At 44.4% G+C, this 21,291-nt stretch carries 17 protein-coding genes and 2 pseudogenes; 5 read left to right on the plus strand and 14 right to left on the minus strand.

Annotation, left to right across the window (positions count from 1 at the left end; translation table 11 throughout):
- Positions 1-95: 95 nt before the first annotated feature.
- From RID09_RS30010 to RID09_RS30035, 6 genes and pseudogenes are all read right to left on the minus strand, one after another.
- The gene (locus RID09_RS30010; protein WP_446339562.1) at positions 96-2,462 is read right to left on the minus strand and encodes a hypothetical protein; all 2,367 of its coding nucleotides are present in this window, start codon (positions 2,460-2,462) and stop codon (positions 96-98) included.
- A 158-nt stretch (positions 2,463-2,620) separates the two neighbouring features.
- Positions 2,621-2,701: pseudogene (locus RID09_RS30015) on the minus strand (element excision factor XisI family protein); the annotation flags it as partial.
- A 52-nt stretch (positions 2,702-2,753) separates the two neighbouring features.
- Positions 2,754-3,128 carry a type II toxin-antitoxin system RelE family toxin gene (locus RID09_RS30020; RefSeq protein WP_446339563.1) on the minus strand — a complete coding sequence of 125 codons (375 nt, stop codon included), beginning with the start codon at positions 3,126-3,128 and terminating at the stop codon, positions 2,754-2,756.
- On the minus strand, positions 3,121-3,423 hold the full coding sequence (locus RID09_RS30025) for a UPF0175 family protein (RefSeq protein ID WP_446339579.1): 303 nt from the start codon (positions 3,421-3,423) through the stop codon (positions 3,121-3,123). Before RID09_RS30025 ends, RID09_RS30020 begins: the two co-directional genes overlap by 8 nt.
- 340 nt (positions 3,424-3,763) lie before the next feature.
- A complete protein-coding gene (locus tag RID09_RS30030; protein WP_446339564.1) occupies positions 3,764-4,393 on the minus strand; it encodes a TIGR02646 family protein in 630 nt (209 codons plus the stop codon).
- Positions 4,380-5,750, minus strand: coding sequence for an AAA family ATPase (locus RID09_RS30035; protein ID WP_446339565.1), 1,371 nt, complete (start codon positions 5,748-5,750; stop codon positions 4,380-4,382). Before RID09_RS30035 ends, RID09_RS30030 begins: the two co-directional genes overlap by 14 nt.
- 350 nt (positions 5,751-6,100) lie before the next feature.
- Here RID09_RS30035 and RID09_RS30040 point away from each other — a divergent pair, with 350 nt between their 5' ends.
- Complete coding sequence (locus tag RID09_RS30040; RefSeq protein ID WP_446339566.1) at positions 6,101-6,376, plus strand: DUF4212 domain-containing protein; 276 nt, start codon at positions 6,101-6,103, stop codon at positions 6,374-6,376.
- Positions 6,377-6,378: 2 nt separating this feature from the next.
- Positions 6,379-8,070 carry a sodium:solute symporter family protein gene (locus RID09_RS30045; RefSeq protein WP_446339567.1) on the plus strand — a complete coding sequence of 564 codons (1,692 nt, stop codon included), beginning with the start codon at positions 6,379-6,381 and terminating at the stop codon, positions 8,068-8,070.
- Between the two features lie 135 nt (positions 8,071-8,205).
- Here RID09_RS30045 and RID09_RS30050 read toward each other — a convergent pair whose 3' ends face one another.
- The 3 genes from RID09_RS30050 to RID09_RS30060 all read right to left on the minus strand — a co-directional run bounded on the left by RID09_RS30050 (position 8,206) and on the right by RID09_RS30060 (position 11,294).
- Positions 8,206-8,685: a hypothetical protein gene (locus tag RID09_RS30050; protein WP_446339568.1), complete on the minus strand. Its 480-nt coding sequence runs from the start codon at positions 8,683-8,685 to the stop codon at positions 8,206-8,208.
- Positions 8,686-9,065: 380 nt separating this feature from the next.
- Positions 9,066-10,409 (minus strand): CmpA/NrtA family ABC transporter substrate-binding protein, encoded by a 1,344-nt coding sequence (locus RID09_RS30055; RefSeq protein ID WP_446339569.1) that lies wholly within the window; start codon positions 10,407-10,409, stop codon positions 9,066-9,068.
- 135 nt (positions 10,410-10,544) lie between these two features.
- Complete coding sequence (locus RID09_RS30060; RefSeq protein ID WP_446339570.1) at positions 10,545-11,294, minus strand: gamma-glutamyl-gamma-aminobutyrate hydrolase family protein; 750 nt, start codon at positions 11,292-11,294, stop codon at positions 10,545-10,547.
- 125 nt (positions 11,295-11,419) lie between these two features.
- Here RID09_RS30060 and RID09_RS30065 point away from each other — a divergent pair.
- From RID09_RS30065 to RID09_RS30075, 3 genes and pseudogenes are all read left to right on the plus strand, one after another.
- Positions 11,420-11,962, plus strand: a pseudogene (locus RID09_RS30065) (ACT domain-containing protein); the annotation flags it as partial.
- A 262-nt stretch (positions 11,963-12,224) separates the two neighbouring features.
- Positions 12,225-12,371 (plus strand): hypothetical protein, encoded by a 147-nt coding sequence (locus RID09_RS30070; RefSeq protein ID WP_446339571.1) that lies wholly within the window; start codon positions 12,225-12,227, stop codon positions 12,369-12,371.
- Between the two features lie 273 nt (positions 12,372-12,644).
- On the plus strand, positions 12,645-13,580 hold the full coding sequence (locus tag RID09_RS30075; protein WP_446339572.1) for an NAD-dependent epimerase/dehydratase family protein: 936 nt from the start codon (positions 12,645-12,647) through the stop codon (positions 13,578-13,580).
- Here RID09_RS30075 and pgsA read toward each other — a convergent pair.
- The 5 genes from pgsA to RID09_RS30100 all read right to left on the minus strand — a co-directional run bounded on the left by pgsA (position 13,526) and on the right by RID09_RS30100 (position 20,817).
- Entirely contained in the window at positions 13,526-14,083 is a 558-nt protein-coding gene (pgsA, locus tag RID09_RS30080) for a CDP-diacylglycerol--glycerol-3-phosphate 3-phosphatidyltransferase (protein ID WP_446339573.1), read from the minus strand. The two genes, RID09_RS30075 and pgsA, sit on opposite strands and share 55 nt — an antisense overlap.
- A gap of 272 nt (positions 14,084-14,355) precedes the next feature.
- Complete coding sequence (locus RID09_RS30085) at positions 14,356-15,042, minus strand: sugar transferase (protein WP_446339574.1); 687 nt, start codon at positions 15,040-15,042, stop codon at positions 14,356-14,358.
- Positions 15,043-15,482: 440 nt separating this feature from the next.
- Positions 15,483-17,288 (minus strand): hypothetical protein, encoded by a 1,806-nt coding sequence (locus tag RID09_RS30090; protein ID WP_446339575.1) that lies wholly within the window; start codon positions 17,286-17,288, stop codon positions 15,483-15,485.
- Between the two features lie 118 nt (positions 17,289-17,406).
- Positions 17,407-18,237: an RRXRR domain-containing protein gene (locus RID09_RS30095; RefSeq protein WP_446339576.1), complete on the minus strand. Its 831-nt coding sequence runs from the start codon at positions 18,235-18,237 to the stop codon at positions 17,407-17,409.
- Positions 18,238-18,462: 225 nt separating this feature from the next.
- Complete coding sequence (locus tag RID09_RS30100) at positions 18,463-20,817, minus strand: hypothetical protein (protein WP_446339577.1); 2,355 nt, start codon at positions 20,815-20,817, stop codon at positions 18,463-18,465.
- Positions 20,818-21,291 lie beyond the last annotated feature (474 nt).

Genomic DNA, 21,291 nt, shown 5'->3' on the forward strand with positions numbered 1-21,291 from the left:
TGGCATAATCTGAATCACAGGACGCGGAGATGCTGAGATGCAATTTGAATTTCTCTATCCACTAAGATCATTATCTTTACTTAAATAATATCTAGCTACGTTGTATGGATATCATTATCTTTACTTAAATAATATCTAGCTACGCTGTATGGATAATCATTGCGATCAACATCCACTCCAATAACCACAACTCGGCTAACTTTAGAAATGCTCATAGCTTCTCTTACAACATTTTTTATCACTCGATTTCTTGTTTCTCTATCAATATTTTTATAGGCGTAACCTGCTACTGCTCCTCGCTCCGGAAAAATTTCATTAGTCAATAAACAAATATTGTTATGTTCGGGTAATTGCCAGAATTTATTGACGACTTTCTTGATTTTCTGAAAATCTCTTTCAAACTTGACCTGTTCGTTATATGCAAAGTTTAGAAGGACATATCCAACTTCAGTCCACCGCTCAAACTGCCGTAATTCAATCTGCTGAATAATCCTTTGCCACCATTTTGTTAATTTACGTTTTGGTTTCGGAGTCTCACTTTCAGGTAACTCTCTCATAAAGAATGGATCAAAAATATTTGACATACCAAGTAAATGAAGTCCTTTCTGAGTAACTTCAGCTTCTCCAATGTTAAATCCTGTATCAAGATAGAATGCTAGTAAGTCAATTTCATCCCCGACATAACCAGCATTACGTTCAAATTCTTCTCGGCGTAATAAGTAGTGTAGTTTCTCACATCCTCCCTCCAAAATCTCAAAAATGATTTCGAGGTTAGCAAGAGACATAGTTGGAGACATTTCAACATCATACGGAATCAATCCTGCTTTTTTTAGGTCAGTTGAGCGACAAAAAAGAGTTCCCAATGACTCCAATGTGACACTTAAACGAATTACTTCACGCACTTTTGAGTTATCAACTTCATTTAGTTCGCCTTGTCGATTTTCAAACTGATGTAGGCTGGGATTATTCTTTAAATAGTCTGAGAATCTTTTGGACTGAATTGACGGCTCTACTAGCAATTTTTTAAGAATCTTCTTCAGGCTTTCGATGGCTCCACGTCGTGTGGATTCTGTCACTCGACCAGATTTAGCCTCTACAACCAGCAGATAGGAATCGAGTAGAACTAAAAGATCATTTTCAAAGCTCTTTTTAGTTGCTGGATCAAGCCACTCACTACCTCGATAGATCCTAGCTGATGGAAAAGCTTGATGAAAAAGCTGGTAAATTTCTTCCTCTAGAAATTTACCTCTACGCTCTTTATATTTATTGTATAGATCAGGATAGGGTTTGATGACAGCTTCCATAAGATCTATCAGGTAGTTTAGAAATAGCGTTATAACTGGGCAAAAATAAGTTCCATCTTCAAGATTAATCAGAGGTTTTTGCCAAACTGGATTACCAAGAAATAAATATTCTGGATTCCAATCTGATAACTCACCAAAAGATAATGTCCAGATATTTAATATATTTTTTAGTGCCTCTAAATTGATAGTTTTTGGATAAGCATCTACAAAAGTTTCGGTTGTTATTGTGTAAATGTTCTTTAATCGTAGGTCACTATGGCTAAAAATAATTGCTCTTAAGTTATCAATGTTTAAGCTTTTATCTTTCACAAAATCCAAAAGATCATCTAGAGATGAAGTAAACTCAGGGAAGGCTTGATGATACTTTTTGATAGATGTTTCAATATTTTTGGCACGGAGTGCAGGCAAAATTAAGTTTCGATGCTGATTGATTCTGTATTCAATAATTTCAATTACCTTAAACAACATTTCAATCAAGCAAGCAACTCTAACGCCAGTTTTTTGTTCGATTGCATCATCTAAACTGGAAAATAAACCTGAAACAATCCGTTTAATTTGTTGTGGATATCCCCAGTTGCGGACAGCTTGAGTATCTATCCTAATACTTTCTAAAGTTCTAATCTGCTGACGTTGCTCTACAGGTGTTGATGAGTCCGCTAAGGCTAACCGCCTCATTGGGAATCCCCATGTAACATCCTGAACCAATTGTCGAAATTCAACAAATTCTTGAGGTAAAGCAGGTTTTAAATCAAATGCATCTTGTGAATGCTGAAGAAGCAAACCTTGTAAGAATTCTATGTGATGTTGAAGGATTGGGTGGTCTTCAGTCCACTCACGACTTACACCAGGAGAGGTGGTTAAATCGCAATACGCAAAAAGTGCTAATAGAGAACAAGGATCAACATTAAGAATTTGTTTTTGGAGTGTTTCAAAGGAGGTTGCAAATTGTTGATCGTATTGTTCGCCCAATTTCTTGATCAACTCAACCACTTTGTCTTCAGTCATGCCCTCGAATGGCAATGACATTTGATAGTAAGTAAATCCAGTAAATTCTGCTTTTGGACGACGAACAGCGAAACCTTTGGATTTAGCTCTGACATTTTCTTGAGTAGATTTCTTCTGTTTCTTCCGTCTTTTCCTGGGCATTGTAAGATTCACTGAAAAAGGCTATATTCGATCCCCATGATAGCTTGTCTCCCTTAAGAGGATGAACTCGCACCAGGGTTGAGGTGGAGAAGCAGTGATGAGTGTTGGGTTTCATCCTTCAACCCAACCTACAAGATCGAGCGATCGCATATTGGGTGCATGGGCATTGTTCAAGCCGCACCATACTCTGTATACTGCCGTTTGTAAGGAGGCTGTAAACCCAACACAATATCTTCTCTGGGAACACCCATTGAAAAGTTGGACTTCGGCAGCAATATGTTGGAGAGGTGTTTGAGGCATGGTTCAATCTCCTTGGGCAGGGGGTTCGGTGGGTTCATTGAAGCGATCGATAATTTCACGAATTTCACTAGCTGGGAGAGTAGTTTCATCGGATTTGGAATAGAGCGTGACAAGCAGAATGCAGATGTTGTCTCGCAATTGGTAAATGACCCGATAGCCTGAACTTTTGCCTTTTTGAATGTCGCTATTTTTGACGCGGACTTTGAAAACGGTATAGGTCGTGCCAGGAATTTGATCGCCAGGACAGTTACCACTTTCGAGGTCATCGAACAGCGGTTGTAGATCAGACCGGATATTGCGATACCGTTTGGCTAACTTGCGAAGTTGTCCTTGAAAATCGGGGGTAACTAAGATTTGAAGGGATGGAGCGTCAGTCATCAATGCCGTCCCAGAGTTCAGAGACGGGCTTCAAGTTGCCTTCTTTGGCTTGTTGTAAGGAGATCCGCAAATGGGCAAAGATGAGTTCATTTGGGTCATCGTCAGGGTCGCTTGGGGGGGTGAGGATACCTCGATCGACGAGGATTTGATAGAAATCGTCTACATCCATCGCAATGACTTGAGCCGCTTGCTCGATGAGCAGGATGTTTTGCTGGAAGAGCGCGATCGCAACTTCTCGGCGTAAGTCTGATTCTGTGAGGGATAGGTTGTCAGGGAGGTTGATGGTAATTTGCATGGTTTTGAGTCCGCTTAGTTCAATCATTTTATTTCACATCTTCGCTGACACCTTCGAGAAAAGCGATCTGCGCTTTGCTGCTTCGCACCATTCCATTGTGCTGGATAACACCTTGTATTGGAACGAGTGCGATCGCGCCTCGTTGTCGGTTAGCTTGAGTCTGTCACGTCCTTGCTTGTGAATCAGTAGGTAAGGTGAAACCAAACATGACTCGATTGAGCGATCTCACCAGGATTGAGGTGGATAAGCAGTGATGAGTGTCGGGTTTCATCCTTCCTGGTTATGTGTCAATTTTTGGTTGCGCTTCAGCACTGATTCATAACCATTTAAAGAGTTGCTTTCAAGGTTGAAGCCAACTTCGCAAGATATTAATCACCACTGGAGTAAAAGGTTCCATCTGACCCTGTTGGGGTTGTGATAGGTCACCGATTAACATCTCTAACAGTTCTTCATCCTCTAAGCCTTCATCGGGGTCTATACCATTTGTCCATAATAAGGCATTAGACAATTGCTTGCGTTTTTCGATCAAAGCACGGTTATTTTTTTCGTGATCTCCCAGGTTTAAGGCTCGGATTGTGTCGATTGCCCGCTCGCTCAACCCTTCTACCCGACCACTAATTTTAAAGCGAAGTTCTGTTTCACATTCTGTCATCAGGGGAGTTAGGGGTAGGAGTTGTGATTTATGGGAATTACCACATTGATTAGAGGTATTACAACTGGCGACAATATTTGAAAAGTCAAGTGTGCGTCTAGGATTTAGGTTTTGAGCTTCTACATGCTCATTGTGGCAAGCATCAATGTTTTGGATGCGCTGACAGCAATAGGCACAAAGGTAGAATTGTTCTGCTAGAGCATATTGCCGAATAGTGCGGCGAATATCTTCAGTTAACTGTTTGTAGCGTCCGTGAGGGTTTGCTCGTTTCCAATCTGTCAAATTGGAGGGTTCAGTCCCTTTACTAATGGTTCGCATGACGCAATTCTTGTTTACGGAGCAGTAATTTTGCTTTGATCAATTCCAGATGATTGGCGGGTAGTTCCTCAGTTAATTTTGCAAGTAGTTGTTGAGCCTCGGTTAGCTTTGAATCTTGTATAGCATCCAGCAGATCGTTCAGTTCAGTATTAATTTTCTCATTACGGATGCTGGTATCCATGACATCTAATAAGACAGTATTAGCATCTTGCCCATACTGAGAAGGCAATTGTCGCAATTCACCATTGGTTAAGGTGTAAACCAAAACATTTTTACAGTCGCTGATCACCAGAGGTGAATGGGTAGTTAGCACAAACTGACAATTTGGGAAAGTTTCCATTAGGCGATCGCACAGGCTGCGTTGCCAAGAGGGATGCAGGTGCAAATCGACTTCATCAATCAAGACGATACCATCTCCTGCTAGAGGATTCTCCAGAGCAGGGTTCAGCATGGCTAAACGGCGAGCAATATCACCAACCAGAGCCATGAGCGATTTTTCGCCTTGTGAAAGTTGGGCTACATTCAGAGTTTCACCATTTTTATCAATCGCCATGTAGAGACGGGGTTTACGATGGACTCTCAGGTTGTCCATCTGGGGCATAAATCGGCGAATGGCGGTGCGAACTGCGGTTAATTGCCGATCTTTGGCTGAGGCATTGAATTCGTTTAACCGTTGCCATGCATCTTGATTAGTTTTAAATAATGGTTTCAGTTCGTTCAGCAAATCTTCAGAAATTCCTGATTCATTTTCAGTATCTTCCCGTTCCCGAAACCACTCAAAAAAGCGGCGAAAGTCAACGCCCTGACTTAGGGAGTTATCGTAACCATCAAGTTGCAAGAAAGTATGCTTATTCCTAATTTTTAGGGGAATATCAAGTACGACGCGCTCGACGGGATAAAACGCAATGATGGGAAGGCTAGTTTTGTCATCACGGGTAAGGGCACCACGATAACGATTGGCTAAGCGGGTGCATTCGTTGAGATGGCTAGTGTACTGGGCTTTACGTCCTTTTCTGCTTTTTGCTAAAGTCCACTTGAAGTGATGCTCGAACTCGCTTTGATCAGGATTGTCTGATGCCCCAGAAGAATCACAAATGTCTATTTCAATACTGGCGGCGTTGGCGGTGTTGAGTATGACATCTTCGGGGATAGGGTTACCACTACCTTTTTCTGTACGCAAACGAGCAGTAAACCAACTCAGGGAGGTTGCTAAGGCTTTCAACACAGAGGTTTTACCAGCGCCGTTATTACCAACAAAGACGGTGATATTGCTGGGATTTTGCTCAGTGGGTGCTAAGGGAATTTCCAGGTTTTCAAATAGCCCAATATTATTTAAGATAACCCGTTGGATTTCCATAGCGGTAAAGTTCAAACCTCAGAGGTTTTCGACATTGACAACAGTACCTCAAACGGCACTTGAAGGCACTTACCCCTATTATGGTCTCAAAACAGTTGCACGTACAGACCACTCACAACTCTTTTGTCAAGCCATTTTCTCATGTTTTACCCCAACCGTGATTACGCTTACCGGCGCTCTAGTGCAAGAAGGCAGAAATAACTGAACGGCTAATATCTCCCCCAGCTTCCTCAGCTCCCCCAGCTTAATCGTATCTACGAAGTTGCTCAAGTATTTCCAAGGGCGCTGCACTAGGTATCCTCGTAGTGCTATAGTACCCGTGCCCCTTGGATGAGGGAATCCAAAAAATAATGACGAATAACCGAAATAGAGAATACTGGCGAGCGAATAAAGCCCTGATTCGTAATCTGCTGATTGTCTGGGCATTGGTTTCGATTGTCCTGAGTATTCTGCTGGTGCAACCCTTGAACCAGATTAATCTGGGTGGCGTTCCTTTGGGATTCTGGATGGCGCAACAAGGCTCAATTTATGTCTTTGTGATGTTAATTTTTATCTACGCCATTCAAATGGATAAATTAGAACAGAAATACCGCCATCATAAACCCAGAAATGATAACGAGGAGTAATTATGTCAGTTGAAGCTTGGACAACCGTATTGGTAATACTTTCTTTTATTGTCTATGTCTATATTGGTTGGCATTCGCGGGTAAAAGATACTAAAGGTTTTTTTGTCGCCTCTCAGGGTGTCCCCTCTATCGCCAACGGTGCAGCTACAGCCGCCGATTGGATGTCAGCGGCGTCGTTTATTTCCATGGCGGGGTTGATTTCGTTTCTGGGGTATGACGGTTCTATCTATCTGATGGGATGGACGGGGGGATATGTCTTGCTCGCCCTACTGCTAGCACCCTATTTACGGAAGTTTGGTAAATATACTGTACCCGATTTTGTTGGCGATCGCTACTATTCCCGTACAGCACGTTTGGTGGCGGTGGTGGCGGCAATTTTCATCTCTCTCACCTATGTGGCGGGACAAATGCGGGGAGTGGGAATTGTCTTCAGTCGTTTCTTACAGGTGGATATTAATACAGGCGTGATTATTGGGATGGTAATTGTCGCCTTTTTCGCCATCTTGGGGGGAATGAAGGGGATTACTTGGACACAAGTAGCACAATACTGTGTCTTAATTATCGCCTATCTAATTCCCGCGATCGCGATATCTGTGTTGCTGACAAATAATCCAATTCCTCAATTAGGATTTACGTTCAGTGATATTATGGAACGCCTGAATGGAATTCAAGTGGATTTAGGGTTTGCGGAATATACCCAACCCTTTACCAATAAATCCATGTTGGATGTCCTATTTATTACCATCGCCCTGATGGTGGGAACCGCCGGATTACCTCATGTTATTGTCCGATTCTATACGGTTCCTAATGTGCGTGCGGCTCGATATTCCGCAGGTTGGGCATTACTGTTTATTGCGATTCTCTATACCACCGCGCCCGCTATTGCCGGATTTGCCCGATATAACTTGATTCAGACTTTACATAATAATACGATTGAAGAGGTGCGTCAACTGGATTGGGCAACCAAATGGGAAAACACCGGATTATTGGCGTTTAATGATAAGAATGGGGATGGAAAAATTCAATTAACTCCCGATACCGAGACAAACGAAATTACCATTGACCCAGATATTATTGTCCTCTCTACCCCCGAAGTCGCCCAACTTGCACCCTGGGTGATTGCTTTAGTGGCAGCCGGTGGATTAGCCGCCGCTTTATCAACGGCATCAGGGTTATTACTAGTGATTTCCAGTTCCGTGGCACATGATGTCTATTACCGCATTATCAACCCAGACGCATCAGAAGCCCAACGGTTATTAGTGGGTCGATTTATGGTGGGATTCGCTATTGTCATTGCCGGGTATTTTGGTACTAATCCCCCCGGTTTTGTGGCTCAAGTAGTCGCCTTTGCCTTTGGGTTAGCCGCCGCTAGTTTCTTCCCAGTGATTATCTTAGGCATATTTGATCAGCGGACTAACCGAGAAGGCGCGATCGCAGGTATGATTGTCGGGTTAGTTTTCACGACTATCTATATTATTGGCGTAAAATTTTACCAGATGCCAACCTGGTTTTTTGGCGTTTCCGCTGAAGGTATTGGCACAGTGGGAATGGTACTGAATTTTATCGTGACTTGGATTGTTTCTCGCCTTACCCCCGCACCACCTGCAGAGATACAACAGTTAGTGGAATCGTTGCGAACACCAGGGAATGAACCCCTACCTTTAGCTGATATTGGCGAAGAGGAGTTAGATTAATTTCTTCGTAAACGAAGAGGTCTTAGACCCAATTAATCAATTGTCAAGTTAGCCTGGAACATATTAAGTTTTAAATCCTTGTTTAATAAGGCTTTCAGGTAGTTTAAGAAAGATGCGGCTCAAGGAGAGTACTATCTAGAGGGGAGTACCTGTCGGGAATAGCAGCGCTAATCGCTTTTCCCTGAGCAGAGCCTCTTGAGTATAAATCTCTTCAATCTGCTTCACTATTTCTGCATCAATACCAAGTTGAGCTGCCATTTTGGTAACGGTTTCTCGCTCTCCGCTACTGTATTCACCATCCGCAGAGCAAGTCTCGATCGCGTCATAGACAAGATAGCGACGACAAGCATTTGCTGCGGTGTCTCGAGAAATAACCGAATCAATGTCTTCATCAGCCTTGTAAGTTTTGAGTTCCTCAACCACTTGATCAGGAGCGCCAAAGGCTGATGCTTGACCAACAACCCAATCTCTTTCCACCTGGGTTAACTCATTATCGCCATTCGCACAAATCAATAACGCTTTCATATAGCTATCGAAGGCAGGAAGTCCCGGAATATCGTTGAAACCACATTTTTTATTGAAAAGCCAATGAATACCTTCTTTTCGGGTAGACATAATCCGATTACTCCTGATCAAGATTTTACCGACAGGTGGGGGACTTTGTGCCTTACCACCCACACCGTAATAAGATTAACACAATATCCGCTTACTACTAAGCTACAATCCATTAGTTTTTTTAAATCAGAATTAACCTCTTAATAAATGGACAAGGCAGCACTTGTTTCTGTGTAGTGGTTTGTGGGAGGGAACATCTCTACCAAAGCTTACTTTCACGGTATGTGGTGCAACGTGAGTTGTTCCAGACGTTGCAGGCAACGTCTCTACTTTTCGTTGGCACAAGGGATGTGACTAAACCCGCCCCGACGCAGGTTTCTCTACTTTTCGTAAAAAGTCAGCTACTCCAGTACCGATCACCCCGTAAATATCTTGCCCACTTATGCCTGAATCTCAAAATTATTCAGATAAGCAATCGGATCACTCGGATCAAATTGGCGTTGATCAATAAAAACGGTGGCGGGTTCCATTTTCATCGGATCACTGGGTAGCTCAATCTTTAATGCCTTCGCCACATCTGTATAAATTTCTAACGGATAAATTTCCTCTAGGATTTCATCGGCATTCTTGGGATAATCTTGTTGTTCAATTTGACCCCAACGAATCATCTGAGTGAGTAACCAAATCCCATGAGAGCGCCAGGGATAGTTAACCGGATTCGGCTTCTCTGGATCATCGCTATTGTCACCATAAAACTGATAAAAATTAGGAATAGTTTCCAGGCGTTCTTGGTTATCAAAGCCACCATAATCATAGTTACCCAATAAAGCAGGTTCTATATATTCCTGATCCGTGTTCAGATACCTACTTTGGGCAAGAATTTGGGCAACTTCGCGGCGATTTTTGGCTTGCTCACAAAACTCACAGGCTTCTAGAATCGCCGCCACTAAAGCCCTAGCGGTTGCGGGATGTTCGTCTACCCAGGCTTGCATCGTGGCTAGCACATTTCCCGGATGTCCCGTCCAAATATTCTGAGAGACATTTGCGGTAAATCCATTTCCCTGCAAAACCGTCTGTTGGTTCCACGGTTCACTACTACTGTAAGCATCCATCACCCCCGCTTGAATTTTATAGATCATTTGTGAGGGGGGAATCTCGATAAATTCAACCTCGCTTTCGGGATTAATTCCCATCGCGGCTAACCAATAGCGGCTAATGTAATAATCCATCGAAGCATTCGACTCGGTAGCAAAGATAGGCGGTTCCTCGAATTTGCGAACGTATTGGCGATAGGAATCGGCAAACTCCTGAAAGGTGAAATATTCAATCGCCGGTCGAATTCCAGCATCCCAGGCTTTGGGAGATAAGGTAATGCTGCTGCCATGGAGATTGAGTACCATCAGGGCAACCATGGGGGCGGCTTCTGCTCCTAATTGTGCCATCATTGGCATTCCATATAAGGCTTGAGCTGCATCTAACTGGTAGTCGAGTAAACCATCCTGAATTTGATTCCAATTCTCTTGCTTACTCAGGCTAACGTTAAGCCCATAGCGAGCAAAAAAGCCTAATTCTTGGGCGATAACCAGGGGCGCACTTTCGGTAATGGGAATAATCCCTAGGTTTAGGTAAGTTTTTTCGAGTTTGCCAAAGTCAACCGTTGAGGCGGATGAAGACTTAGAAGAGTTATTCCTTCCGGAGGTAGACAGATTCACCGAGTTACAAGCGGCAAAGGCTAACCCTGTACTTGCCAGACTGGTGTATTTGAGAAAATGGCGGCGCTTCATGTTTTTTTCCTCACCCAATGAATTATAGACTCTGACATTGAATCTACCGCGTTAGGGGGACAAGGAGATGGGGAAGCAGGGGAAGCAGGGGGAGCAGGGGGAGAGAAGACAGGCTTATCCGAGCAGTATTGCACCCTATCCACACCCCCAGCCAGTCGTCTGCAAATGAAAGCCATTAGGGTTCAATTCATTTTGACTTGCGGCTTGAATCAACGCCTGGAAAATCGAAAGGTGTCTGGAGTCGGAAGGGGAAAGTTCCGGATGCCATTGCAGCGCGATCGCAAAGGGATGCTGTTCATGTTCTAATGCTTCAATTAAGCCATCTGTGGCTTTGGCGACAATCTGCCAACCGGGAGGTATGGTACGCACGCCTTGATGGTGCCAAGAGACAACAGTAAGTTCTTCCTCTCCCATGATTCGAGATAGTCGGCTATCGGGATAAATCTGCACCGTATGCTGACTTGGTTTCAGCATGTCCTCTCGATGGAGTATATCTTCCCCAAATTCCTCTGGCAGATGGGGGACTAAATCACCACCACTAGCCACCATCAGCACTTCTAAGCCGCGACAAATCCCCAAAATAGGCTTTTGTTTCGCCAATGCCAATTTTGCTAGCCCTAGTTCAGCGCGATCGCGTTCCGGATCAATACCATAAATTGTAGGATGAGGGGAACCGTTATACAACTCTGGGTCTACATCACCCCCACCTGTAAAAATTAACCCATCAATCCGGTTCAGCAAGACGTCGAGATCAGATTGAACAGGCGGAAGCAGAACGGGTATCCCTCCAGCAGACTGGACTGCCTGAGTATAACCCGCCGGTGAATAAAAGTTTCCGGTTGGCTTGTAGTTAAAGGTGGTAATTCCAATGATTGGCGGTGTCATCGGTTTTGGGTTCATTAAGCAAAGCGTAGATAAGGGTTTTCTTGCTCAGCATATACAATATTTACTGAACAAATTGATAGAATCACTGCCTTCTCAGCGATTGATTTCAGCTAAAGGGAAGAAAAATGACTAAGGGAGAGCATCAACCCCAAACGGCTACACTACTAATCTCCTGTCCTGATCAACCGGGATTAGTTGCAAAATTTGCCAATTTTATTTATGCTAACGGCGGCAATATCATTCATGCGGATCAGCATACTGACTTTGCCACAGGGCTGTTTCTCACTCGTATCGAATGGCAGTTAGACAATTTTAACTTACCACGGGAGTTGATTGACCCAGCGTTTGCGGCAATCGCCCAACCGTTACAAGCAAAGTGGCAGCTTTATTTCTCGGATAGCGTGCCTCGAATTTCGATTTGGGTAAGTCGGCAAGATCACTGTCTGTTCGATTTACTTTGGCGGCAAAAAGCTCAGGAGTTTGCGGCTTCTATTCCTTTAATTATTAGCAATCACCCCGATTTGCAAGGGGTTAGCGAAGAATTTGGCGCTGACTTTCATCACATTCCGATTACTCAAGACAATAAAGCTGAACAAGAAGCAAAACAGCTTGAATTACTACGTCACTATAATATTGATCTGGTGGTATTAGCTAGGGCATTACGCCTACATTTACGCCATCAGGTGTTAGTTTACGGGAATCGAACCGTAGTTTTTGCTTAAGCAAAATCTGTATAAATTTCTGTATTAAAATAGTTTTTTGTCGTCAAATGCATTAAGAGTATTGTTTGAAATTCAGGTAATCAGAAATTTGTCTGTCATTGGACAAAAGGCAAAAATGTGCTTTGACTTCGACAAAGATGCAGTGATTCCCAGTATGGAGTTAACCGGACTATGGGCAATCGTCAGGACATGATATCATTGGTAGTTCTTGAATCGTAGATATTACATCAAGTATATCTGGCGTGCGATCGCAGGTTGTCCTGTGCCTCCTGTTGCTGAAGTATCTTGTGCATCAGTTGGTCGAGATTCTACCACTGTTCATAGCCATGGCAAATCGATCGCAGATAGTCGGTAAAATCGATAGAGTAGTCTTGAACAATGGCAATGCAGTACTGTAGACAATGCGATCGATCTTCAACGGGGTCGATCTTCAACGGGGACGATCAGATCACTAATTCTCTGATGGTGGTTTGGATCAGGACTTTTGGGTTGAGGAACTCCGGATAAAGGATGAAAAACCCGTAACTAAGGACATAAGACGAATGACATAAGAGGAATGACAAACGACGAATAACAAACGACAAATACTTGTAAAATTTCCATAGGGGATTAGACAGAAAGGATAATCATGCGAATTTTAATCATGGGTGGTACTCGCTTCATCGGAGTCTACTTAAGCAAAATCTTGGTTGAACAAGGACATGAGGTGGTGCTGTTCAACCGGGGTAATAAACCCGCCCCTGTCGAAGGGGTAGAACAGATTCACGGAGATCGCAAAGACGCTACCCAACTCAAGGAAAAGCTGTCTGGACAAGCATTTGATGCCATCTTTGATAATAACGGGCGGGAACTAAGTGATACTCAACCCCTAGTCGAGATATTTAAAGACAAAGTACAGCATTTTGTCTATATGAGTTCAGCAGGGGTCTATTTACAATCTGACCAAATGCCCCATCTGGAAGGTGATCCCGTTGATCCCAAAAGCCGTCACAAAGGTAAACATGAGACGGAAGCTTACCTAGAAGCCCAAGGGATTCCCTTTACCGCGATTCGCCCAACTTATATCTATGGACCTCAAAACTACAACGACTTAGAAGCCTGGTTTTTTGACCGTATCGTTCGCGATCGCCCCATCCTTATCCCTAATAGTGGTCTGTTTATCACACAACTAGGACATTGTAAAGACTTAGCCCGTGCCATGTCTCTGGTACTAGGAAACCAGCAAGCCATTGGACAAATTTACAATGTATCCGGCGATCGCTATGTAACCTTTGACGGCTTGGCAAACGCCTGTATTGTCGCAGCGGGCAAATCCCCCGACGATTTCGATCTCTTACATTACAATCCCAAAAAATTTGATTTTGGCAAGCGCAAAGGGTTCCCCCTGCGGACACAACACTTTTTTGCGGATGTCCATAAAGCCAAGACTCAACTCAACTGGGAACCGGAATATGACTTGATATCAGGGCTTAAGGATTCGTTCCAAAACGATTACTTAGCATCCCAGCGTCACGAAGCTGAGGTAGATTTCTCTTTAGATGACCAACTACTAGCCGCGAGTTGAGGCAAGATGTAAATTCCGCCAGAAATTAGGGTGAGGACAACGGATAGCCAAAATAGGACAAGGGATGGCATTTCCCACACCGGCGGAAGTGGTGCAATTAACAGGGCAACTGCCGTAATTTGACTTACGGTTTTGAGTTTGCCCCAAATATTTGCGCCACTAATTTCCTGGGTCAAATTGGGGTTAACTCGCCAACCCGCGATCGCTAATTCCCTTAATAAAATCACAAACACGCCCCAGGCGGGAACTTGACCCAATTCGATCAAGGCTAAAAGGGGGGCTAAGATTAATAATTTATCAACTAACGGATCAAGAAATTTTCCTAAATCCGTAACTTGATCCAGCTTCCGCGCCAGATAGCCATCTAACCAGTCGGTACTTGCAGCAATCAGAAAGATTGCCAAACAAATCCAGCGTGTCTGATCTGTGGGATCATGCAGTCCGTATAGAATAAAGGGCAACCCAAGTAATCGAGAAAATGTAATCCATGTGGGTAGTGTCATCTGAGTTTTGAATTATGACTTATGAATAAGGGCGGGTTTTTTTGCTTAGTTATTAGTAACTATCACCTACGATAGGCTTATGAATTATGATTTTTTGTAGTTGCCCTATCTTCGCTTATAGCACAATTCGTGCAACTACGAACATTATTTTTTAGTTTAATCGAGCTAGGATTAGAAAAATTTAATTGCTGGACGTTCTTTAAGGATTAAGGATTGACAAATGATCGGTAATTTTTTCGGTAATAGTAATTTACATGGAGATCCACCTTGGCTTAATACGCTCCTTGCTTCTTCAAGACTACAGCGATAGTTTTCACTATGAGCTGAAAGTCATAGCCAACAGACCACTTGCGCTGATAAGCCAGATCCATAGACACAATATCTTCAAAATCGATAACACTAGAGCGACCATGAACTTGCCATTCTCCAGTCATTCCTGGCTTAGTTCTCAATCGTTTCCAATGATGTTGCTGGTAGTTTTGTACCTCATTTAGGGTGGGCGGACGAGTGCCAACTAAGCTCATCTCACCTTTGAGGACGTTCCAAAATTGAGGCAATTCATCCAAGCTGGTGCGCCGTAAAAAACGACCCACACGAGTGATGCGAGGATCGTTTGTATTTTTAAAGATATGACCTTTTGCCTGATTTTCCACCAAATGTTGCATGCGATCAGCGCCTACAACCATTGAACGAAATTTCAAGATGCGAAAGGGTTTACCTTTTAGACCGCAACGAACTTGACGATAGAAGATAGGACCTGGATTGTCAATTTGGATGGCGATCACAATGGGTATGGCGAGAATGGCTGTCATGATCAAGCCAACCAAGGCTCCCAGAATATCAATAAGCCGTTTAATTGGAGAGGTCGCCGACCGATGCGCCACACGTAACCGAGGGAAAGTTTGGAGAACAAGAGGATCACCCGACCAGGGTGTGGAACAGTTGGATGTAGTAAACATGTTGTCAGTTCAATTGTATTACAAGTTGTAAGTTAGTTAGCCTAATTATTATGTTCTATAGTATTGGTATTTTTGCTAAAAAAATATAGTCCTTTTGATACACTTCACCAAATCTTTACAATTGGAGTCTTCTTTTATGAAGATATTATGAAGATATTATAAGGATGATGGATTGGGATGAAGGAAGATTGCGGAATCTAACTATCTCTCATCAAACCCGAAAGTGAGCTGTGATACATTTGCTATTACCTTAGATTTAGGCATCTATCTAAAGAGGTATATTATTTTATAAGCTATAGCCAATCTAAATGATTTGTGAAAACGGATGAGACCCAAAAGCTTAGCCAGTAAGGGTTGCTATTTCACAACTGATGCTATTTCACAACTGATTTAGACGCACAATACAAGGCGGGTAAGAAAAATCTTCCTACCGATAGCCTTTATTTATGCCAATGATTACAATTAATGATTAAAGGCTCATCAAAGGTTTGAGACAGACTCGATACAAGGAGTTTCAGGTACTGACGCAGACGTTCATGTTGCTGGAAATTGGCACGATAAAGCCGATCGCCTACGGTTGAAAATAGTTTGGCGTCAGCTAGATCACCATAAGAGGAGTTTTGGGGAGAAGTTGCAGAGAACCCCTGTAGGCGATCGCTCACTGGGAGCAACCCTGACGGTAACTGACCGTCCAAAAACCCTAGCAAACGCTCATAACAAGCGACTGTGTTGAGACCTTGACGTTCTAAGCGTTGCTTAATCTCTGCCACAGTGTAATCCCGAATCGCTGATTCCTTCTCTGTCGGGGGGAACGCCTTAAGTAATTCCTGTAGTAGAAAGTAGTCACTATACTGCTGCTGGAAACGATTAAAGACATGGGGATACAGAGGGAACTTGGCTAGTCCAGTGGCTACCCACGTCTGGGGGAGTCCAGTGTCTGGGATGAGTTTAGCGTTAGGCAGTTTGTGCTGGAGCCACTCCTTAACCTTTTTTAACTTAGCGCTTCCGCCTGTACAGATGGCTTGTCCGATAGCCTGTTGGGATTGTCCTGCTTGAATTAGCAGCTTGTTAACCTGTTGGTTGAGTTGTTCAATAAACGGTGTGATCACAGCAGTGTTGAAGTCTTTTTGCTGCACCGTCCATTGAGACGTACCCAATTCCAGGGTAAATTCGGCTTTGTGTGGCAAAATCAGCTTCAAGTATTCAGCCGCTTTCAGTAGCGCCTGTCCTAACGCCGAATGCTGTAACTCGAATAAAGCGCGATCGCGTCTTTTGGGGTCAGGTTGACCGGGTAAGGGTCGTTCTAAATCCTGGCTGAGAGCCAGTTGTGCTAATTGCGCCTCAGACATCTGAGGGTAGAGTAGCTGCCAAACGATATCTTGATCAATAGCGTGACCTGCATAAGACCAACTCTGAAGCTGAAAGTCGGCGTAAGTTAATTGGCTCAGATTGTAAGGCAAATCCACTAATGCCAATTCCGTGGTGGTTGCGCCAATATCGATCACCAGAGTCCAGCCACGTCCAGGAGTGGAGGATTGAGGGGTTAAGGGGGGACAGAGGGGTTCAGATGTAGGAAAAGCGGCTAAGAGGGACGCGATCGCATCTTCTAAGAAAACAATTTGTTGAGATTCCTTGACTAACTTGGCAGCCAATACTGCTTCCCGGACATTAATCTGATAGGTATCGCCCCAATCGGCTGGATAACTAACAATGACACCTTCGAGTTGTGCCAAAGCTTCTGCCAGTACCTGTGATTCTAGATCCATTGCCCCTACCTGCAATGGTGTCTTGGTGCGAACAGTCTCTGGGGTTAAAGTTGCCAACATTGCCTGCAAGGATCGTCGCACCCAGTATAGAGGAACCTGTCCATCTGGTAACCGTAACATCGGCTCCCACTGACGACGTTCTGGGCAATAGTAAGGAATTGCCAATGGCAAATAGGGTTTAACCATGGACACTCTTATTCCCAGTGCTTTTGCCCAGGTAGACACTGAAGCAGCAACACCGACTGATGGAGCTGTTTTTGGAGCCGATGGCTGACTACTATATGTTTGTGTGGGTAAACGAAACAGGCGATCGCTCCCATGAAGATTGGCGGTTGATGATTCCTGTTGCCAATAGAGAGGGTAGTGCTGACCTGTTTTTTGGTTCAACACAACCGCCGACAGACCTGTGGTGCCGAAGTCAATTCCCAAGTACCAGAGAGGATTACTCCTATCCACTAACGAATTTGATGGTGAAGCCATTCAACTAAATTGCTCGACCCTCCCTTGAAATTAAAGATTATCTGCTTCACGAGTATCACTGTTACTCTGATCCCTATCTTGTTCGCGGTTCTCCAGTTGGCTGAAAATCCTTGTAAACCTAGGCATAACTATACCCATCCTTTCTGTGCATAGGTTTAACCTCGTCAGGTTTACAGTAGCAACGTTTACCATTCACGCGAACCTCGATGCGTTTCTCGTTTTGAACCACAACGCGACCAACAACTCCGTCAAGGGTTCGAGCAATATCACCTGTTTTCCACCGTGTTTTGTGCGATTGGCGCGGCTTGGAGCAGGGGAAGCCGAATTTATCCATCCGACATAGTCGGCGAGTACCATATCCCGTTGCTTTGACTCGCAGAATCTTTTGAGTCAAGATATGAAGCGTTTCTGTTATGCCAACACAGGCAGCGTCCAGCCAATGTGTCTTGGGAAGCCCTAACCGAGTACGGTTGTACTTAGTTTGTCCGCCTGTCCCGGTGGTTACAGGAAGCCCAGTCCGAGATAACGTCTCGAACAGTTTCCCGCGCGTTGCGTTAACCGCCGCAGCATCTTTGAGAGGTGATGAAGCCTGTTTGAGAATACGAGCTTTGCGGTATCGAGTATTGCGCTGTCTCCGTCCTCTGCGAACAGCTTTGCGATTTAACAGAGAGTCCTTAATCTGCTGCCCTCGATGTTCTAGTTCCATACCCCAAATCACCTCATCCCGGTTGCTCACAAGTGAAATTCCGGTTGTTTTGGAACCTGGGTCAATCTTAAGCGTGAGTGGATAGGTGACAATATTCTCTACCACTCGATTCATGATCAGCGTGAATGGGTAACGACGGAAGACCGCGGCAATGCAAGCTTCCATCAGTTTCCGAGCGTGAGCTGGATGGATAGGATTCATCGGTTGTTTGTTGGCATCGATTAGAAAAACGTAGTTTGACATAATTGGTCGGTTTGACCAGTCCTTAAGTAATGTGTGCTTCGGGGAGGTTAGAGTCTGGCTTGTTCGGGTTGAAACACTTGCTCTATAAACCTTTCGAGCATTCCTTAATCTCAACCGACAGAGAAGAGCGAACTAGCGAATTCGTAGGTGTCTTGACCGCTCTAACGTAGGTCTAATCCTGCCCCTGGTGGGTGAATCAATCTGTTTACACAGATTTAAGTAGGTTTAATTCACCCCATCCTCTAAAGACGTTTCTTGCGGTTGACTCATGGAATTTTGATCAGGAGTTACTGAATCTTCCAAGACGTATTCTTTTACCACATCTTCTCCTTCTATGTCAATAGATTCCTCAGACAAATCATCAGCAACGTCCTCCGACGCTGGAGATTGTGGTGGATTCGTGTCCTCAGAGTCACTCACCAAAGGATCGGGTGTGCGGGAGTCTAGGTCAGTGGGGGTTGGTGAAAGCCAATCTGGGAAGATAACATCCTCTTGGGATAGGTCGTGGAGGGCAAACTCTTCCCAATCTTCTGCTAACAACTCCTCTGACATAGGCAACGACTGGATTGAGTCTAAATCGAAGCTTGGGGGTGGGACGATGCGATCGCGCGATGGGGATGGCTGAGGGACAATATTTAGATGGTCTACCGCTTCAAAGCTGTTCAGGTCTTCACTAAGCTGATCGAGGGTACTTTGGTCTAGGCGAATCTCTTGACCAGAAAACTGCTGAAATTCCTCCCTTATCAGTAAATCTTCGTCTGGTGAGGCGGGAATATAGTAGTCATCAACTGAAGTAACTGGGGAATTAGTTTCCCCTGGGTTTTCCAGAAACCATTCTTCCTCACGAGTCGCCGCCATGGATGGGAGTTCGGTAACGGGGGAGGAATAACTTAACCCCATTTCATCGAGTAAATCGGTTAGGGCGGTAATCGTTTTAACATCTTGAGACTCGCTGAGTGCTTCCTGGTGAGGGTGAGTTGCTGTTTCGGGCGCTGCAACTAACTCTGAGTCAATCGGGGCGTCCGTTGTTGGGGTTTCAAAGAGTAAGGTTTCCCAAGATAGCAGATCATGATTGACGCCTTCAACCCGGGGTTCTGGTGAACTCGTTTCCTCGGCGGGATCAATAACTCCGTCAAATAGATAATCAGCAACCTCAACTGATACATTCTCGCCTACAGCCTGATCGGTTGAGTGATCCTCTTGCCCATCCGTTGTGGTTATTGAGGCAACTGAGGGATTAGCATCGGTCACCTCGACGGTATTTGCGGAAGCTCTTATAGTGGTGTCTTGAGCAAAGTCTGTGCCAAATAGGGTATTATACAACTCATCAATTTCATGGTGGCGGTTCTCTACTTCATTTTGAGCGGCAATGTCTGGTTGTACTGGTTTAGTGGCGTCCGCCTGAATGATTGGGACGGATAGGAATGATGGTGTTGTGGACTCCTGTTCACTATCGATGTCTAATAAGAAATCTAGATCGGTAAATTCTGAATAATTTAGGGTTGAGTTTACTGGGATTGGGGTATCCATATCCCAGCCAATCAATGCGTCTAGGGAATTTTCGGCTAAATTTTCTGTCTCCAGTTCTTGGGTGGATTGCTGATCGGGGATATTAGACGAAAGCTGAACCGGCAGTTGTGAGGACGGGGTTGAGGCGTTGGCAGATAGGGTTACGTTGAATTCAGGCTGAGAAACCGGATCAACTCCGACAAAGATACTACTGGGTTTTGGTGCTGATGATGTTGAACTGGGTCTTGACTCGGATAATTCCGCCGCCTCTGACCAGGGTAGAGAAGATTGCACCAAGGTTGAGGTTTCTCGTCCCAATAACTGAGCGAGGCGATTGACAAGGGCTGTAAATAACAGCTCTCCTTGATTGCTCAAGCGGTGCATTTTGTCAATCCCTTGAGACAAAGACTGCTGGTACCCCTGTAAATCACGATTGAGTGCTTCAAAGAGAGTCCGTTGGTTGGCGTCTATATTGATCAACATGCGATCGCTCTCGTTTTGGAGTTGTCGCAGTTGCTGCAAACGTTCTTGTGGCGACATCATCGCCGATGCTTGCTGTCCTAGTGATCCCGATGTTGATGAAGCGTTGAGCAGTTGGGCTTCTAAATTTAGTAGTATTTGAGCCAACTGTTGCGTCAGGCGTTCAGTTGACTGGTTAATTAAATCCTGAGCAAATGCTGGGAGTGCTTGCTCTTGTCCCCTCCCCATCGGTGTCAAAGTATTGAGCAATTGCTGTTTTTGGAGTTCAAGTTGCTGAATTTCTTGGGTCAAAGACTCTCGCTGTTGACGCAAGTCAGACAATTCAGAGAGCAAGGGTGCACTCACCTGTTGGCGTATACTCTCCATTTCTTGAGCCACCGCTTGCATAATCGGTCTAACGGCTGATTGCTGGGTTGGCGTCATTGCCATTTCTTCTTGCTGCATCGACAGCAAATAACTACGCACTCGTTCCAGGACTTGGCGATCGTGGGCTAAGTCGTTGGATTTAGACCAAGGGAAACGGGAGTCCAACTTGGCAAGGAGGCTATCAATATCAGCAATCAGCGATTGAATTGTCTTCTGTTTAGTCACGGTGAAACATCCCCCTGCTTCTCTTAACTATTATGTCTTGGTCGTGGACAATGACCCATTGAGGACAAGTCCATTCCCTGGAGGTATCAGGGGCAAAGGCATGGGATGAATCAAGATGAACCAGCAACACTTGAACTATGGTGGTCGAAAAATTTGGCGTGAGTGTCATTATCATAAACGTATTCTGGCTCACAGATGTCCCCTCAAGTCCTCATCAGTGGCATCTAAATTGTTAAATCTCCCTCAATATGAAGCATAATAGCTGTGTACCAATCTGCGGCTGATTAACTTTGAAGGCACTTCGAGGGAGTATAGCGCCGTCATCGATCAGGACGTAAGCAACCCCGGTCTCGCATACACGGAGCTTTAGCCAAATAAGTTAAAGCTGTGCTTACCAGCCTAAGTGCTAAGCGCACTACGTTATCGGCAAGTGTTAAAGACCTACCAGCGGATGCGATAGCCAGTTTGCTGCTC

The sequence above is a fragment of the Coleofasciculus sp. G1-WW12-02 genome (assembly GCF_040219735.1).
Classification (GTDB): domain Bacteria; phylum Cyanobacteriota; class Cyanobacteriia; order Cyanobacteriales; family Coleofasciculaceae; genus Coleofasciculus.

What these genes read in the sequence shown, in the direction of transcription:
- RID09_RS30020 (WP_446339563.1), bottom strand. Translation starts at nt 3,128, where the DNA reads ATGACTGACGCTCCATCCCTTCAAATCTTAGTTACCCCCGATTTTCAA.
- RID09_RS30025 (WP_446339579.1), bottom strand. Translation starts at nt 3,423, where the DNA reads ATGCAAATTACCATCAACCTCCCTGACAACCTATCCCTCACAGAATCA.
- RID09_RS30030 (WP_446339564.1), bottom strand. Translation starts at nt 4,393, where the DNA reads ATGCGAACCATTAGTAAAGGGACTGAACCCTCCAATTTGACAGATTGG.
- RID09_RS30035 (WP_446339565.1), bottom strand. Translation starts at nt 5,750, where the DNA reads ATGGAAATCCAACGGGTTATCTTAAATAATATTGGGCTATTTGAAAAC.
- RID09_RS30040 (WP_446339566.1), top strand. Translation starts at nt 6,101, where the DNA reads ATGACGAATAACCGAAATAGAGAATACTGGCGAGCGAATAAAGCCCTG.
- RID09_RS30045 (WP_446339567.1), top strand. Translation starts at nt 6,379, where the DNA reads ATGTCAGTTGAAGCTTGGACAACCGTATTGGTAATACTTTCTTTTATT.
- RID09_RS30050 (WP_446339568.1), bottom strand. Translation starts at nt 8,685, where the DNA reads ATGTCTACCCGAAAAGAAGGTATTCATTGGCTTTTCAATAAAAAATGT.
- RID09_RS30055 (WP_446339569.1), bottom strand. Translation starts at nt 10,409, where the DNA reads ATGAAGCGCCGCCATTTTCTCAAATACACCAGTCTGGCAAGTACAGGG.
- RID09_RS30060 (WP_446339570.1), bottom strand. Translation starts at nt 11,294, where the DNA reads ATGACACCGCCAATCATTGGAATTACCACCTTTAACTACAAGCCAACC.
- RID09_RS30075 (WP_446339572.1), top strand. Translation starts at nt 12,645, where the DNA reads ATGCGAATTTTAATCATGGGTGGTACTCGCTTCATCGGAGTCTACTTA.
- pgsA (WP_446339573.1), bottom strand. Translation starts at nt 14,083, where the DNA reads ATGACACTACCCACATGGATTACATTTTCTCGATTACTTGGGTTGCCC.
- RID09_RS30085 (WP_446339574.1), bottom strand. Translation starts at nt 15,042, where the DNA reads ATGTTTACTACATCCAACTGTTCCACACCCTGGTCGGGTGATCCTCTT.
- RID09_RS30090 (WP_446339575.1), bottom strand. Translation starts at nt 17,288, where the DNA reads ATGGCTTCACCATCAAATTCGTTAGTGGATAGGAGTAATCCTCTCTGG.
- RID09_RS30095 (WP_446339576.1), bottom strand. Translation starts at nt 18,237, where the DNA reads ATGTCAAACTACGTTTTTCTAATCGATGCCAACAAACAACCGATGAAT.